This window comes from Lentzea sp. NPDC004789, assembly GCF_053601075.1.
The window spans coordinates 54,057-69,790 of record NZ_JBSGBE010000034.1 but is presented as its reverse complement, the minus strand read 5'-3'; the positions used below and the strand labels follow the sequence as shown (position 1 = coordinate 69,790).

The 15,734-nt window shown below is 69.6% G+C and carries 12 protein-coding genes; 6 read left to right on the top strand and 6 right to left on the bottom strand.

Annotated elements, in window-relative coordinates; genetic code table 11:
- Positions 1-130: 130 nt before the first annotated feature.
- The 3 genes from ACWEIJ_RS43555 to ACWEIJ_RS43545 all read right to left on the bottom strand — a co-directional run bounded on the left by ACWEIJ_RS43555 (position 131) and on the right by ACWEIJ_RS43545 (position 5,135).
- Positions 131-1,144, bottom strand: a complete 1,014-nt coding sequence (locus tag ACWEIJ_RS43555; protein ID WP_449843170.1) for a LacI family DNA-binding transcriptional regulator — start codon at positions 1,142-1,144, stop codon at positions 131-133.
- An 83-nt stretch (positions 1,145-1,227) separates the two neighbouring features.
- Entirely contained in the window at positions 1,228-2,673 is a 1,446-nt protein-coding gene (locus ACWEIJ_RS43550) for a family 43 glycosylhydrolase (protein ID WP_449843169.1), read from the bottom strand.
- A complete protein-coding gene (locus tag ACWEIJ_RS43545; protein ID WP_449843168.1) occupies positions 2,670-5,135 on the bottom strand; it encodes an alpha-L-arabinofuranosidase C-terminal domain-containing protein in 2,466 nt (821 codons plus the stop codon). Before ACWEIJ_RS43545 ends, ACWEIJ_RS43550 begins: the two co-directional genes overlap by 4 nt.
- A 163-nt stretch (positions 5,136-5,298) precedes the next feature.
- Between ACWEIJ_RS43545 and ACWEIJ_RS43540 the strand changes: the two genes are divergently transcribed.
- The 6 genes from ACWEIJ_RS43540 to ACWEIJ_RS43515 all read left to right on the top strand — a co-directional run bounded on the left by ACWEIJ_RS43540 (position 5,299) and on the right by ACWEIJ_RS43515 (position 11,466).
- Entirely contained in the window at positions 5,299-6,270 is a 972-nt protein-coding gene (locus ACWEIJ_RS43540; RefSeq protein WP_449843167.1) for an ABC transporter substrate-binding protein, read from the top strand.
- Between the two features lie 136 nt (positions 6,271-6,406).
- Positions 6,407-7,945, top strand: a complete 1,539-nt coding sequence (locus ACWEIJ_RS43535; protein WP_449843166.1) for a sugar ABC transporter ATP-binding protein — start codon at positions 6,407-6,409, stop codon at positions 7,943-7,945.
- Between the two features lie 241 nt (positions 7,946-8,186).
- The gene (locus ACWEIJ_RS43530) at positions 8,187-9,167 is read left to right on the top strand and encodes an ABC transporter permease (RefSeq protein WP_449843165.1); all 981 of its coding nucleotides are present in this window, start codon (positions 8,187-8,189) and stop codon (positions 9,165-9,167) included.
- Positions 9,164-10,147: a galactofuranose ABC transporter, permease protein YjfF gene (yjfF, locus tag ACWEIJ_RS43525; RefSeq protein WP_449843164.1), complete on the top strand. Its 984-nt coding sequence runs from the start codon at positions 9,164-9,166 to the stop codon at positions 10,145-10,147. The genes ACWEIJ_RS43530 and yjfF overlap by 4 nt, the downstream gene beginning before the upstream one ends.
- Entirely contained in the window at positions 10,144-10,998 is an 855-nt protein-coding gene (locus ACWEIJ_RS43520; RefSeq protein ID WP_449843163.1) for an expansin EXLX1 family cellulose-binding protein, read from the top strand. Before yjfF ends, ACWEIJ_RS43520 begins: the two co-directional genes overlap by 4 nt.
- A 36-nt stretch (positions 10,999-11,034) precedes the next feature.
- The gene (locus ACWEIJ_RS43515; protein WP_449843162.1) at positions 11,035-11,466 is read left to right on the top strand and encodes a nitroreductase family deazaflavin-dependent oxidoreductase; all 432 of its coding nucleotides are present in this window, start codon (positions 11,035-11,037) and stop codon (positions 11,464-11,466) included.
- Positions 11,467-11,470: 4 nt separating this feature from the next.
- Here the strand turns inward: ACWEIJ_RS43515 and ACWEIJ_RS43510 are convergent, their stop codons facing one another.
- The 3 genes from ACWEIJ_RS43510 to ACWEIJ_RS43500 all read right to left on the bottom strand — a co-directional run bounded on the left by ACWEIJ_RS43510 (position 11,471) and on the right by ACWEIJ_RS43500 (position 15,604).
- Positions 11,471-13,483 carry a discoidin domain-containing protein gene (locus ACWEIJ_RS43510; RefSeq protein WP_449843161.1) on the bottom strand — a complete coding sequence of 671 codons (2,013 nt, stop codon included), beginning with the start codon at positions 13,481-13,483 and terminating at the stop codon, positions 11,471-11,473.
- A 10-nt stretch (positions 13,484-13,493) separates the two neighbouring features.
- A complete protein-coding gene (locus ACWEIJ_RS43505; RefSeq protein WP_449843160.1) occupies positions 13,494-14,918 on the bottom strand; it encodes a cellulose binding domain-containing protein in 1,425 nt (474 codons plus the stop codon).
- A gap of 83 nt (positions 14,919-15,001) precedes the next feature.
- Positions 15,002-15,604: a hypothetical protein gene (locus ACWEIJ_RS43500; protein ID WP_449843159.1), complete on the bottom strand. Its 603-nt coding sequence runs from the start codon at positions 15,602-15,604 to the stop codon at positions 15,002-15,004.
- Between the last annotated feature and the right edge of the window lie 130 nt (positions 15,605-15,734).

Below are 15,734 nucleotides of genomic sequence, written 5' to 3'. Positions count from 1 at the left end.
ACCTTTTTTGTGGTTTTATGATTTGTGTTTTTCCTATGTGGGGGGTTTTTTCGGGGGTGTATTACGGGAACCTTCCTCCACCTGAGGTGAAGGAAGGTTCCCTTCATCGACAACGTGTGAGGTCTGGGACCTACGAGGGCGGCGCCACGCTGTTGCGGGGCACCAGCGCCGGGGCGATCGTCCGCCGCGGCCGGGTGGTCTCCCCGTCGCTGACCTGCTCCAGCAGCAACCCGAGCGTCTCCCGCGCCACGGCCGCGAAATCCGGGCGCACGGTCGTGAGCGGCGGGATGAAGTAGGCCGCCTCCGGCACGTCGTCGAACCCGACCACGCTCACGTCGTGCGGCACTCTGCGGCCCCGCTCGCTGAGCGCGCGCAGCAACCCGAGCGCGAGATGGTCGTTCGAGCAGAACACCGCCGTCACCTCGGGCATCCGCGCCAGCATCTGCCCGGCCCGGTACCCGGAGGCCGCACTCCAATCAGCCGTCACGACCGGCGGCACCTCGGCGTTGACCGCCTCCAGCGCGCGCCGCCAGCCCTGCACGCGCCCGGCCGCGTCGAACCAGTCGGCGGGACCGGACACGTGCCACACCGTCTGGTGGCCCGCCTCCAGCAGGTGCGTGGTCGCGTCGAACGCGCCGGCCGCCTGGTCGACGGTCACGAGCGGCGTCGGGCGGTCCGGGTCGCCGTCCACCGTCACCAGCGGCACGCCGGCGGGGACGTCGGCCAGCGCGTCGGCCGCGGACGAGTTGGGCGCGATCACCACGATGCCCGCGACGCGCTGGTCGCGGTGCCGTTCCACGGCGGCGGCGATCGACTCGCGGTCCAGCACCTTCACCCGGCCCACGCTCACCGCGAACCCGGCCTCCGCCGCCGCCTCCTCGAAGGCGGACAGCAGCGACGCCGGGCCGTACAGCGTCGAGTTCTGCGCCACTACGCCGATGAGCTGCGTCTTGCCCGTGACCAGGGCGCGAGCCGCGCGGTTGGGGCGGTAGTCCAGCTCCTTGATCGCGGCCTGGACCCGCAGCCTGGTCTGCTCGCGGACGTTCGGATGGTTGTTGAGCACGCGCGAGACCGTCTGATGCGACACCCCGGCGAGTCGTGCCACGTCGGTCATGGCGGGGTCACGCGTGGTCTTCTGCTCCACGAACGGTCTCCGATCCTTGGTCTAGACCGATGATGTTAGCGATAACACCGGTCGGTCTCGATACAGCGCACCCATTGTGACCGCTATTCGAGCCGGAACGTCGCACGTCGGCGCGCGTCGCGGTCATTTCCCGGTCGGCCGACCACCAGTCTGCCCCGGTCGTGGATGAGATAAGAATCTGCTCCAACATTCAACGAAACCGCCGAGCCGTCGGCGAGTCCCGCGACCCGGACGAAACTCGCCGCGCGGCCGTAGGCGTCCGTGTCCTCGAACGGGTCGATGCGCAGCGAGTCACCGTCCACACGCACGTACCGGTCGGGGAAGTTGACCGACTGCAGCGCCACCGTGCCGGCGCCGAGGAACCCCGGCACGAACCGGAACTGCGTGTCGCCGAGCTCGCGGACGTTGCCGTCCACTCGCAACCGGTACTCGTAGTGCCGCACGGACAGCCCGTCCAACGTGGAGAGCCGCACGATCGGCCCGCCCTTGCCGACCGGTACGCCGAACGACGGCGTGCCGTCGGCGTTCCAGTGCAGCCGCTGCACGCGGGTGTGCCGGTTCGGGTCGAACAGCGGATCACCGTTGATGTCGCGGTAGTCGCGGGCGTGGTAGACGAGCACGTCCATCGAGCCGACGGTGGTGAACGAGTTGTGTCCCGGCCCGTACTGCGATGTCGGCGCATGGGTCGCGAAGATCGGGTCGGGCGACTTCGTCCACGACCGCGCGTCCAGCAGGTTCGCGTTCTCGTCGGCGGTCAGCAGGCCCATGCAGTAACGCGCGTCGGTGGCACTCGCGGAGAACGTGACGAACACCCGGCCGTTGCGGATCAGCACCGCGGGCCCCTCGTTCACCCGGAAGCCCTGCACCTCCCACGGCAGCGTCGGCGTGGAGATCCGGACCGGCGTCGTCTTCAGCGCGAGCGGTGAGGCCATCTCGGCGAGGTAGAGGTTGGTGCCGGAACCGACCGCCGGATCGTTCTGCGCCCACAGGAGGTACCGCTTGCCCCGGTGCGCGAACGTCGTCGAGTCCAGCGTGAAGGTGTCCAGGTGCGTCACGATCTGGCCGCGCAGCACCCAGCCGCTCGCGCGCGGGTCGGCGTTGGACGACTCCAGCACGTAGGTGCGGATGCGGAACGGCTCGTCCTTGTCGCCCGCGGCGAAGTAGACGTACCACTTGCCGTCGATGCGGTGCAGCTCGGGCGCCCAGATGTAACCGCCCATCCGCCCGGACTCCGGCCGGCGCCAGATCGTCCGCTCCCGCGCCGAGGACAGACCGTCCAGCGTGGACGCGCCGCGGATGACGATCCGGTCGTACTCCGGCACGGACCCCGTCAGGTAGTACATGCCGTCGGTCGGCGGCGTGATGAACGGGTCGGCGCGCTGCTCGACGAGCGGGTTGCGCGTCGGCAGCTCCGCGTCGGGTGCCGGAGCCGCCCCAGCGGCGGACCCGGCGGCGGGCGCGGCGGAGACGAGCGCTCCGGTCGCGGCGAGCAGGCCACCCGTGCGCAGCAGAGAACGGCGGTCGATCACGAGCGGCTCCTGATCCTGAGGAACGTCACGGAGTTCGGCGGGAAGGTGTGGGTGAACGAACTGGCCACCCTGACCTGCTCGGCGCGCGCCTTGATCGGCTGGGTGAACTCGGTGTTCACGTCGTCCGGGCGGCCCTGCAGCACGGTCGCCCGAGCCAGCGACGCCACCGGGACGCCGAGGTCGACGCGGGTGCGGGCGGCGGTGTCCTGGGCGTTGACGACCTTGACGATCAGCTCGCCGGTGGCGAGGTCGCGGGTGACGACCTGGCGGAACGGCTCGGCGACCCGGTCGGTGAACTCGCCCCACTTCTGCCCGTCGAGGAACAGCGCCACGTGCCGGCCGCGCACCTCGACCCGCACGTCGTAGGTGCGGCCGGTGTCGATGCGGGTGCCGTTGCCGAGCACGGTGTTCTTGCTGCCGCCGACGGCCTTCTCCACGGCGGACTGGGTGTTGTTCCAGCCGCCGAGGTTCCACCAGTAGTAGTTGCCGGTGTCCTGCACGCCGAACGCGACGAGGAACCCCTCGCGTCCGGACTGCTTGGTGGCCTTGAGGTTCAGCGTGTAGTCGTGCCAGTTCTTGTCGCCCGCCGTGACGAGCGTGTCCTCGGCGTTGGCGTCCGACTGCACGTACGCGCCGTTCACGACGTTCCACGCACCACGGCCGGACTTCGTCCACTTGGCGTCGGTGCCGGAGAAGTCGTCGCTGAACAACGCCTGCCCGGACGCGCTGGTGACGCTCACGTCGTCGTAGGACGCGGCGGTCGCCCAGGTCGAGAGCCCGATCGCGCCGGTGATCGGCGTCTGGGCGGCCGGCGAGCCGGTGGCGGTGCTCGGCACGACGTGGTCACCCACGTTGGTCATGAAGAGCTTCTGCATCTCGTAGTTCGCCGAGCCCCACGACGCGTGGTTGTTGAACCAGATCATGTCCGGCTTCCACTGCACGTAGTCCTCGTTGGACAGCAACGGCGCGTAGGAGGCGAGCTTCACGACGTCGGCGTTGCGTTCGAGGCCGGTCATGAACGCGGCTTCGCTCAGGGCGTTGCCGAACTTGTTGTCCTGCGAGGCGTACTCGCCGAGGAACACCTTCGGCCCGTTGCGGTCGTACGAGTCGTACCGGTCGTTGTTCTCCAGGAACCAGCTCGGGCTGTTGTAGTAGTGCTCGTCGACCATCTTGACGCCGGCCTGCTTGTTCATCTGCCAGAGGCGGTCGAACGTGCCGCCGTTGTCGTCGGGGCCGGAGTTGCTGATGACGGTGACGTCCGGGTACTTGGCGTTGATCGCCTTGCGGAACTCGGAGAACCGGGCGAAGAACTCGTCCGGCAGGTTCTCCTCGTTGCCGACCTCGACGTGGGTCAGCTTGAACGGCTTGGGGTGCCCCATCTCGGCGCGCTTGCGGCCCCACGTGGAGTCGGCCGGCCCGTTGGCGAACTCGATGAGGTCGAGCGTGTCCTGGACGTGCCGCCGCAGCAGCGAGGGGTCGTCCGTGGCGCGGTTCTGGCCGCAGCCCGTGACCAGCGCGGGGACGACGGGCAGCGGCATCGCGCCGATGTCCTCGGAGAACTGGAAGTACTCGAAGTAGCCCAGGCCGTAGGACTGGTTGTAGCCCCAGAAGTTCGAGTTCGTGGCCCGTTGCTCGATCGGCCCGATGGTGTCCTTCCACTGGTACGAACGGCGGCGCTCGAAGTTCGGCGCGTCGTAGCCGTAGTGGCTGCCGGTGTTGACCAGGCAGCCGCCGGGGAACCGGACGAAACCGGGCTTGAGCGCGGCGACCTTCTCGGCGAGGTCGCGGCGCAGGCCGTGGCCCTTGAAGGTGTCGCGCGGCATCAGCGACACCATGTCGAGCCGCAGCGTCCCGGTGCCGTCGCCGGTGACCAGCAGCCTGCCGGTGGTGGTGGACTTCCTCGCGCGGATCGTGCCGGTGTAGCGCGCCCAGCCGTCGCCGCGGACCTGCACCTGCACCGGGTCGCCCAGCGGGTTGCCGGCGGGGTCGGTGATCGCGGCGGTCAGCGGCGTGGCGGCCTGGTCGGTGCGCGCCCAGACGGAGAAGTCGTAGCGCTGGCCGTCCTGCACGGCGATGCCCGAGTTGTAACCCGAGTTGATGACGCCCGCGGGCAGGCCGAGCTTGAGGTAGCGGCGGTTGCGCTCGTTCATCCGGCCGTTGTCGTCGAGGACGTCTACGGTGCCGCTGTGTGGTGCCCACGCAGTCAGGCCGGTGTAGCTCGCGTTGTCCGCCGGGTCGTACTCGAACGACCGGTTCTGCACGAGCTCGGCGTAGAGACCGCCGTCCGCGGCGCGGTTGATGTCCTCGAAAAAAACGCCGTACATCGAGCGGTCGATCGACGCGCCCTGACGGCTGGTGTCGATCTTGATGGCGTAGTCGATCTCGGCGGCCGCGCCGGATCCCGGAACGCCGACCAGCAATGTTGCCGCAACGGCGGACAACAGCAGGTGCAAACGGGGCACTGGATTGCCTCCCCCGGTCGGAAGTGAACGCTAACATAGGGCTGCGAACTCGTTACAAGCAAGGTCTTGACGGGCTGGATGTGAGCGTTCACTGTTGTCCACCTGACAGCCGCGGGCACGCGGTCGGGCTCCGCGACACCGTCGTCAACTCGGAGGAATCCCAGTGTTGAAGAAGATCACCACAGCTGCGACCGTGGTCGTGCTGACCGCGCTCACCGCGTGCGGCTCCGGCGGCTCGGGCAGCTCGAACAACGCCGGTTCCGGCGACGCCATCACGATGGGCTTCGCCCAGGTGGGCGCCGAGAGCGGCTGGCGCACCGCGAACACCAAGTCGATCCAGGACGAGGCCAAGGCCGCCGGGATCGACCTGAAGTTCTCCGACGCGCAGCAGAAGCAGGAGAACCAGATCAAGGCGATCCGGTCCTACATCCAGCAGAAGGTCAAGGTGATCGCGTTCAGCCCGGTCGTCGAGACCGGCTGGGACACGGTGCTGCTGGAGGCCAAGCGCGCGAACATCCCGGTGATCCTCACCGACCGCGCCATCGACTCGGACGACAAGTCGCTGTACAAGACGTTCCTCGGCTCGGACTTCGTCGAGGAGGGCCGCAAGGCCGGCGAGTGGATGGTGCAGAACGCCACCGGCCCGACGAACGTCGTCGAGCTGCAGGGCACGACCGGTGCGGCACCGGCGATCGACCGCAAGAAGGGCTTCGAGGAGAAGATCGCCGCCAAGCCCGACATCAAGATCGTGGCCTCGCAGACCGGTGACTTCACCCGCTCCGGCGGCAAGCAGGTCATGGAGGCGTTCCTCAAGTCCCAGCCGAAGATCGACGTCGTCTACGCGCACAACGACGACATGGGTCTCGGCGCGATCGAGGCGATCAAGGCGGCCGGCAAGGTGCCCGGCAAGGACATCAAGATCATCACCGTGGACGCGGTGAAGGACGGCATGACCGCGCTGTCCAACGGCGAGATCAACTACATCGTCGAGTGCAACCCGTTGCTGGGCAAGCAGCTCATGGACCTCGCCAAGAAGGTCGTCAAGGGCGAGCAGGTGCCGGCCCGGGTCGTGACCGAGGAGGGCACGTTCACCCAGGAGCAGGCCAAGGCCGCCCTGCCCACCCGCCAGTACTGAGGTCGATGAAGGGAACCTTTCTCCACCTGAGGTGGATGAAGGTTCCCTTCATCAAGAGCCCACCCCAAGACTGCGGGACCCGTCACTTCGCCCAAGTGGTGACGGGTCCCGCACCCCAATGACGAGGGTTCGAGCCATGACCGAGTCACCGCCGCCAGTCGTCGAGATGCGGGGCATCAGCCTCGCGTTTCCCGGCGTGAAGGCGTTGCAGGACGTCGACTTCCGGTTGTTCCCCGGCGAAGTGCACGCCCTGATGGGCGAGAACGGTGCCGGGAAGTCCACCCTGATCAAGACTTTGACCGGCGTGCACACCCCGGACAGCGGTTCCGTGCTGCTGGCGGGCGACGCCGTCGCGTTCTCCTCCCCCGGCGAGGCCCAGCACGCCGGCATCAGCACCGTGTACCAAGAGGTCAACCTCTGCGCGAACCTCACGGTCGCGGAGAACATCATGCTGGGCCGCGAACCCAGGCGCCTGGGCGGTGTCGACTTCCCGGCGATGCGCCGCCGCGCCGCCGAGGTGCTCTCCCGCATCGGCGTGCACATCGACCCGGCGTCGAGCCTGAGCGAGCACCCGATCGCCGTGCAGCAGCTGGTCGCCATCGCCCGCGCCATCGCCGTCGACTGCCGCGTGCTCGTCCTCGACGAACCGACGTCGAGCCTGGACGCCGGCGAGGTCGCCGAGCTGTTCCGGATCATGCGCGTGCTGCGCGACGAGGGCGTCGCGATCCTGTTCGTGTCGCACTTCCTGGACCAGGTCTACGAGATCTCGGACCGGATGACGGTGCTGCGCAACGGAACGTTCGTCGGCGAGCACCTCACCGCCGACGTCGACCGGCGCACCCTGATCTCGCAGATGATCGGCCGCGACCTCGGCGCACTGGAGGCCATCGAGGACGCCGCCGAGAAGCGCCAGGCCGACGGCCCGGTGCTGGTGCAGGCCTCCGGTCTCGGCCGGCGCGGCGCGATCGAACCGTTCGACCTGGAGATCCGCGCGGGCGAGGTCGTGGGCCTCGCGGGCCTGCTCGGCTCCGGCCGCACCGAGATGGCCCGCCTGCTCTTCGGCGCCGACCGCGCCGACTCCGGCCGCGTGCTGGTGGACGGCAAGCCCCTGCGCCTGCGCGGACCGCGCTCGGCGATCGCGGCGGGCATCGCGTTCAGCTCGGAGGACCGCAAGGGCGAAGGCCTCGTCGCGGACCTGTCGATCAGGGACAACCTGGTCCTCGCGATGCAGGCGGCCCGCGGCTGGAGCCGCCCGCTGCCGCGCCGCACCAAGGACCAGCTGGTCGAGAAGTACCTGAAGGCACTGGACATCCGCCCCGCGAACCCGGACGCGCTGGTGCGCACCCTGTCCGGCGGCAACCAGCAGAAGGTCCTGCTGGCGCGCTGGCTCGTCACCGAACCGCGGCTGCTCATCCTGGACGAGCCGACGCGCGGCATCGACATCGGCGCGAAGGCCCAGATCCAGCAACTCGTCACGACCCTGGCGGCGGAGGGCACCGCGGTGCTGTTCATCTCCGCGGAGCTGGAGGAGGTCGTGCGCATCGCGGACCGGATCGTGGTGCTGCGGGACCGGCGCAAGATCGCGGAGCTGGACGGGTCGGCGACCGGGGTGGACGAGGTCGTCGAGCTGATCGCGGGCGGGGCCGCGCCGGAGCCGGAGAAGGTGGTCTCGTGATGAGCGCGGTCGTGCTGAACGTCGCCCGCGTGGTGCGGCGAGACCGAGCCGGAGAGGCCGGCGGCGCTGCGATCCCGGCCGTCGCCCGCGCATGCAGCGCTGCGACGAGCCTCGCCGAAGTGGGCATCGCCCGCGCACACCAAGCCGGACAACGCCGTGCCGCAACGCGCCCGGCCACTGCCTGCGCCCCCCGAACCACCACCGCCCACCGCGGCGTGACCGAGCCGAAGGAGGCGACCCGATGAAGAACCGGCTGCTCTGGCCGCTGCTCGCCCTGGCCGCCCTGTTGCTGCTCAACCTGGCCGTCACCCCGTCGTTCTTCTCCCTGCGCATGCAGGACGGCCACCTCTACGGCGGCCTGGTCGACGTGCTGAAGAACGGCGCCCCCACCCTCCTGATCGCGCTCGGCATGACGCTGGTCATCGCCACCCGCGGCATCGACCTCTCGGTCGGTGCGGTGGCGGCGATCGCGGGCGCGATCACGTGTGTCCACATCGGAACGTCCGGGGACGCCTCGACCGCCTTCGCCGGCATGGCGATCGCGCTCGTGCTGTGCGCGGTCCTCGGGTTGTGGAACGGCTTCCTGGTGGCGGGACTGGGCATCCAGCCCATCATCGCCACGCTGGTGCTGATGACCGCGGGCCGCGGTGTCGCCATGCTCGTCACCGAAGGCCAGATCGTCACCGTCAACAACGCCGCGTACCGCGAGGTAGGGGCCGGGTTCCTGTTCCTGCCGATCTCGATCCTGATCAGCCTGCTGGTGATGGGGCTGGTGGCGTTCGCGACCCGGCGCACCGCGCTCGGCATGCTGATCGAGGCGGTCGGCGTGAACCCCGAGGCGTCGCGGCTGGCCGGGGTGCGGTCGCGCACGATCATCTGGACGGTCTACGTGTTCGCCGCGGTGTGCGCGGGCATCGCCGGGCTGATGATCAGCTCGAACGTCTCCGCGGCCGACGCCAACAACGCCGGGCTGTGGATCGAGATGGACGCGATCCTCGCGGTCGTCATCGGCGGCACGTCGCTCGCGGGCGGGCGGTACTCGCTCACCGGCACGCTGCTCGGGGCGTTGATCATCCAGACCCTCACCACGACCGTCTACACGATCGGTGTCGCGCCGGAGGTGACGCTCGTGTTCAAGGCGGTCGTCGTCATCACGGTGTGCCTGGTCCAGGCGCCGAAGGTCCGCGCCGCACTGAGCCTGAGGAAGGTGGCCGTCTCATGACGACTCTCGCGCAACGGGTGCCGTCTCTCGCGCAACGGGTGCCGTCGCGGTTCCTCCCCGTTCTCGCGACCGTCGCGCTGTTCGTGCTCGCCTTCGGCGTCGGTTCGGTGCGCTACGACGGTTTCGCGTCCGGTCAGGTGATCGCGAACCTGTTCATCGACAACGCCTTCCTCATCGTGCTCGCGGCCGGCATGACGTTCGTGATCCTCAGCGGCGGCATCGACCTGTCCGTCGGGTCGGTGGTCGCACTGTCCACGATGGTCACCGCGGCCGGGCTGCGGGCCGGCTGGCCGATTCCGCTGGTGATCCTCACCGTGCTGGTGATCGGCTCCACGCTGGGCCTGCTGATGGGCCTGGTGATCCACAAGTTCGACATCCAGCCGTTCATCGTGACGCTGGCGGGCATGTTCCTCGCCCGCGGCCTGTGCTTCGTGATCAGCGTGGAGTCGGTGTCCATCAAGGACCAGACGTTCCGCGACGTCGCCACCGCCGCGATCGAGCTGCCCGGCGGCGTGACGATCACCTACAACGTCGTGATCGCGCTGCTGGTCGTCGTCGCCGCGCTGTACGTGCTGCACCGCACCCGTTTCGGCCGCACGGTCTACGCGGTGGGCGGCAACGAGTCGTCCGCGCTGCTGATGGGTCTGCCGACGGCACGGGTGAAGGTCGGCGTGTACGTGATCAGCGGCTTCTGCTCGGCGCTCGCGGGTCTGCTGTTCAGCCTCTACATGCTGTCCGGCTACGGCCTGCACGCGGTCGGCATGGAGCTCGACGCCATCGCGGCCGTCGTCATCGGCGGCACGCTGCTGGCGGGCGGTGTCGGGTACGTGCTCGGTGGTCTGGCCGGTGTGCTGGTGCTCGGCACCATCCAGACGCTGATCTCGTTCCAGGGCACGCTCAGTTCATGGTGGACGAAAATTGTGATCGGTGTCCTGCTGCTGGTGTTCATCGCCGTGCAGCGGACTATGGTGCGCCGGTGAGACGTACCGGCCCAATCGCGCTAGCCGCGGTCGTGTTGTTGGTGTTGGTCATCGGTGTGGTGGCGTTGAGCCACCAGGAAAGCATCGCGGGCGTGCCCATCGGTCAGTCGACCGATCTGGGCACCCCGACCGCCATCACCACGACGACCGATACGACAACGGCGACGACGACCACCACGTCGTCGCCGACCACGACCACGAGCGCGGCGGCCGCCAAGACGCCCGCCGCCGCCTCGCTCGCCGGGAAGATCAGGCCCGGCGAGTCCCACACGGGCGTGGCGACGTTCTACGACTCCGACGGCAGTGGCGCGTGCTCGTACGACAAGAGCCCCGACCCGATGACCGCCGCGATGAACTGGTCGGACTACGAGAACTCCGCGGCCTGCGGCGCGTACGTCCTGGTCAAGGCGGCCAACGGCAAGAGCATCACGGTGCGGATCACGAACCTCTGCCCGGCACCGTGCCGGGTGGGGCAGCTCGACCTCAGTCCGCAGGCGTTCGCCCAGCTCGCGCCACCCGTCCAGGGCGAGATCCCGATCACCTGGACGCTCGCGAGCCCCGCGCTGAACAAGAACATCGCGCTCCGCTACAAGACCGGCTCCAGCCAGTACTGGTGCGGCCTGCAGGTCATCGACCACCGCAACCCCGTGGCCCGGCTGGAAGTGCAGGCGGGCGGGCAGTGGCGGCAGCTCAAGCGCGTCGAGTACAACTACTTCCTCGCCGAGAACGGCGCGGGCTGCGGCGGGGCCGTCGCGATCACCGACATCTACGGTGAACGTCTGGTCGTCAACGCCCTGCCGGTCAAGCCGGACGTCACCCAAGCCACGAACGTGCAGTTCGCCGCGCACTGAGGAATGTGCGCGGCGCGCAAAACGTTGATCTCGCACATGGCAGAAGAGACCGTTGAGCTCAGCCCCACCGACTGGGTGCAGAACCAGACCAAGAAGATCCTGGAGACCGGGACCACCGAGGGCGTGCTGATCCTCGGCAGGCCGATCGTGCTGCTCACCGTGCGCGGCGCGAAGAGCGGCAAGCTGCGCTACACCCCCGTCATGCGCGTGGAGCACGACGGCCGGTACGCGGTGGTGGCCTCCAAGGGCGGCGCGCCGCAGCACCCGACCTGGTACCACAACATCAAGGCCCACCCGGAGATCTCGCTGCAGGACGGCACCGAGACGAAGGAGTTCGTCGCCCGCGAGGTCGAAGGCGACGAACGCGCCGAGTGGTGGGAGCGGGCCGTCGCCGCCTACCCCGCCTACGCCGAGTACCAGACGAAGACCGACCGTCAGATCCCGGTCTTCGTGCTGGACCCGAAGTAGTGCCTCAGCCGATCCGCAGCGGCACCGACACGCTGGGCGTGCCCGCGGCGTCGAGAGCGAACAGCAGGTAGTTCCCGGGCGGCGCGATCCCCGGATCGGAAGGGATCGCCGCCCGGTACGACGTCGGCGACACGAGCGTCGCGGACAGCGGAACCCGCCGCTGGTCGTTGTCCACGGAGTGGGTGGCCGCGCCGATCCGCATCAGCGCGAACCCCTTGACCACCCGGTCGGTGCCGAGGGTGATCGTCGCCCCGTACGAGGCCGCGGCAGGCGCCGAGGTGATGGCCGGCCGCGCCTTGCGGGTCCCGTCCGGGTTCAGCAGGTACGGCGGCACGAGGATCTGCCCGTCCGGGTGGTTGGTGGCACAGTTGCCGCACAGCCCGCCACCGCCGGAGAACACCGTGCCGTCGGGCAGCAGGTTCGCGACGCTGTGGTAGTTGCGCGGCGTCGCCATCGGCGCGAGCGTGGTGAAACGGCCGGTCACCGGGTTCCACAGCTCCGGTTCCAGCACCGAGGTCTGGTCCGAGAACGGCACCGGGCGGCTCTGCCCGCCGACGACGACCACCGTGCCGTCCGGCAGCACGACGCTGTTCACGTACGCCCGCGCCGCAGCCATGTCGGCGACTCGGCGCACGACCGGCGCACGCCCGGTGATGTCGACCGTGTACGCGGCCTTGGTGGCATCGGCGTTCTCGTATGCAGGTGCACCGCCGAGGGTGAGGATCTTGCCGATGTCGTACATCACGGCGTTGCCGTTCATCGCGTCCTCACCGCGGACGCCCGCCTCGGTGACCTTGCCCGCGCCCGCGGTGTCGACCCAGTGCATCCGCGCACTCGGGCCCGCGTGGAACACCCGGCCGCCGCTGCCGGCGAAGAGCCACGCGTGGTTGTCCGCGCGGTAGGCCCCCGCCGGGTCGGCGGTCAGGAACGGCTCCGGCCGCACGCCCGGCAGCTGCCGCCAGCGGTTCTCCCCCGGCGAGTAGACCTCACCGGCCTTGCCGCCCCGGCCGCCCGACCACGAACCGCCTACGGTGAACGCCTCGCCGGTGGACAGCGTGGTCTGGCCCTGGTAGCCGCGGCTGACGTTCATGTCCGCGGCGCTGGTCCACGCGTCGGTGCGCGGGTCGTACAGGCTGGCCTTCTTCGCGTTGCTGCCACCGGTCACCAGGATGCGGCCGTCGGCCAGCATCGACGTGCCGGGGCAGAACATGTCGTGGCCGGTGTCGTCGACCCGGCGGCTGCTGACCTCACCGGTGGCGAGGTCCATCGTGGCGGTCTGCGTGTAGCCGTTGGCGCCACCGAAGTTCGTGAGCCCGTAGGCCGACCACGTGAGCAGCTTGTTGTTCGGCAGCACCGCGGAGGCGGCCGGGACGATCGGGAAGCCCACAGACGGTCCCCACGCGCCCACGACGCTCGGATCGCCCACGACCGGCGGCCGCGGGCCGGGGTCGCCCAGCAGGTCGATCTCCGCCGCGCTCGCCCACGACCCGCGCCCGCCCGCCTCGGTCAACGCCACCAGCCGCACGTACCGGGTGCTGCTGACGGCGAACCCGATCGTCTTGACGGCGGCGTCGTCGGCCAGCGTGCCGGTGACGACCGGGTCGCCCCAGGTCACGCCGTCCGTGCTCAGCCGGATCTCGTACCGGCCGACCCGGCCGTTCGCCCGGTCCGCTCTGGGCGTGTAGACCAGTCCGGACACCCGCTGGGCGCTGCCCAGGTCGATCGTCAACCACTGGGGCAGGGGCGTGGCGGCCCGCCACCTGCTGTGCCAGATCGTCGCCCGGTCGCCGTCCAGCACGCTCGCGGCACCGCTGTCGGCCTCCTCGCTGCTCGCCGACGCGACCCACCCGGTCCTCGGCAGCTTCTCCGCCGCGGGAACGAACGCCGCGGCGGAGAGTTCGAGATGGTGGTGGTCAGGTGCCTCACCGGGCTCGGCTCCGGGGAGCCGCGGCACGACCGCGGCCACCGCGATCACGATCAACGCCAGGTGGACGGGTCTTGCCAGTGGTCTTCGCATTCGATTCCGTTTACCAGGAGAGGGACAGGGTGGAGAGGTAGTCGGTGAGCTTGCTCGCGATCAGCCGGTGGTCGCGCGCCGAGAAGTGCCAGTCGCAGCCGAGCAGGTCGAGCGGCAGGTCGCCGAAGTTCCAGTAGCGGACGCGGCTGTCACCGGAGTTGGTGCGGTCCTGCACGACCTGCCTGGCGGCGTCGGCGAAGGTGCCGGACGCCTGCGGGACGTCCACGACGATGGTCGTGCCCGCGCCGTAACGGGCGCGCAGCTTGTCGAGGAAGCCCTGGTAGGCGGACTTGTACGCGGCGACCAGGCTGTCGGTGGTGGGCCACTGCTCACCGGGCCTGAGCGCGGTCGAGAAGTCGTTGGTGCCGAGGCCCACGAGGACCACCTGCGGGTGCCAGGTGCCGGGGTTCTGCCACACGTCGCCGTCGACGTTCAGCAACGCGCGGTCGTAGTAGGTGCGGTAGCTCGTGCCCGGTTCGCCGCCGTTGTAGTTGCGGACCATGCCGCGCCCGGAGAAGGCGTTGACCTGGTAGTCGGCGTTGAGCGAGCGGGCGGCGAGCGCCCCGAAGCTCACGTCGGTGTTGGTGTTGCGGTTGACCCCACCGTTGGACGAGCAGTCACGGGTGGTCGACAGGTTGCCGTAGCCCGCGGTCAGCGAGTCGCCGATGAACTCGATCTGCCGGGCCCGCGCGGCCGGCTTGGCGAGGATCGCGCCACCGTTCGCGGCCACGAACCCGCCGAACTCCCCCGCCGCCCACGGGCTCTCGGTCCGCTTGACCAGCCGGACGCGGTGCTCGGCGTTGCTCAGGCCGTTCACCCAGTAGGTGGTCTTGCCCGGCGTGACCAGGGACGCGGTGGTGGTGCCGTCGATCTGCACGTCGTAGTCGTTGTTGGCGTCGTTCAGCACGATCCCGACGCCGGTGCCGCGGAACCGGCCCTCGAAGTAGACGCCGGGCCAGCTGTACTGGCCGTTCTTCGTGACGCGGCCGGCGGTGTGCGCCTGGGCCAGGACGTCCCGCGGCGGTGGCGTGGTGCCCGTGCAGGCCGTGCCGTTGAGCGCGAAGCCCGTCGGGGCGGGGCTCGTGGCGCCGTTGACGACGAAGCCGATCCCGGCGCTCGTGCCGGTGCCGAGCGAGGCGTTGTAGTTGACGTTGTCGACCGAGACCTGCGCACCGGACTGGTGCACGGTGCCGTTCCACAGCTGCGCGACGGTCTGGCCGCCACCGAACGACCAGGTCAGCTGCCATCCGCTGATCGGGTCACCGAGGTTGGTGACGTCCACCGAGGCGATGTACCCGCCCTGCCACTCGTTCGTGACCTGGTAGGCGATCCGGCACCCGGCGGCGGCCGAGGCCGGCGCAGCGCCGCTGGTGGTGAGTGCCGCGGTCAGCACGGCGGTGAGGACGGCCGCGGCCGCCGACTTGGTCCGGTACACGGGAGTTCCTCCGTACATCCACTGTGGACGGATGGCGAAGCTGGCGGAGCTTCCAGCCGACCGTAGCGAAAATCACCCACAGTTCACAGATGCTGTTGTGCCGCAACGTGTTCACGCGAATCGACGGAGGGACGTCGAACGCCGTCGAACGCGAGGATCTTTCGCTTCGACAGCGGTGAGCGGAACCCGTTCACCCCCGCCGTCGGCACCGCGGCGTCCTGCCCGTTGCACGGCGGTCCCCACAGGCCCAGCCTCTCCCGCGCCGCGGCCGTTTCGGCGTCGGCGAGCGGTCCGGCCGCGCCCTGCGCCCGCAGCACGCCCTGCCGCACCGCGCGGAACGCGTAGTCGGTGCCGTCGGCGAGCTCCAGGTTGACCTCGCCGGGGTTGATGCTCGAGAACCGGACGGGCTTGTTCAGCAGCGTCGTCCTCGCGAACGCCAGAGCGGCCGCCGACCAGCACGCGGCGGGCGCGGCGAGCAGCGAGATCCGCGCCCGCACGCCGTTCGGGAACTCGACCGTGCGGCTGTCGACGACGCTCTTGAGCAGCACACCGGGCGGCCGCTGGTCGGTGGCCCGCGGGGCCGGCCGCTGCGGTGCGGACGCGGGCGGCTCGGAATCCGGCGTGCAGGCGGTGGCACAGGCGGTGGTGAGCAGGATGATGAGCACCATCAAGTGCTTGCGCGCCACCGGACACTCCCACGTAGTTGAAACTTTTACTACCGTATCCTGATCTTGTCCGCCCTCAATCAGCCGTTCGGAGTTGATCTCGTGGGCGAAGCGGTCCAGCGTGGACGCGGCTGCCAGCCGATCGGATGGC

Excerpts from the sequence above, each read along its gene's own strand:
- ACWEIJ_RS43535 (WP_449843166.1), top strand. The coding sequence starts at position 6,407 with ATGACCGAGTCACCGCCGCCAGTCGTCGAGATGCGGGGCATCAGCCTC.
- ACWEIJ_RS43530 (WP_449843165.1), top strand. The coding sequence starts at position 8,187 with ATGAAGAACCGGCTGCTCTGGCCGCTGCTCGCCCTGGCCGCCCTGTTG.
- yjfF (WP_449843164.1), top strand. The coding sequence starts at position 9,164 with ATGACGACTCTCGCGCAACGGGTGCCGTCTCTCGCGCAACGGGTGCCG.
- ACWEIJ_RS43515 (WP_449843162.1), top strand. The coding sequence starts at position 11,035 with ATGGCAGAAGAGACCGTTGAGCTCAGCCCCACCGACTGGGTGCAGAAC.
- ACWEIJ_RS43510 (WP_449843161.1), bottom strand. The coding sequence starts at position 13,483 with ATGCGAAGACCACTGGCAAGACCCGTCCACCTGGCGTTGATCGTGATC.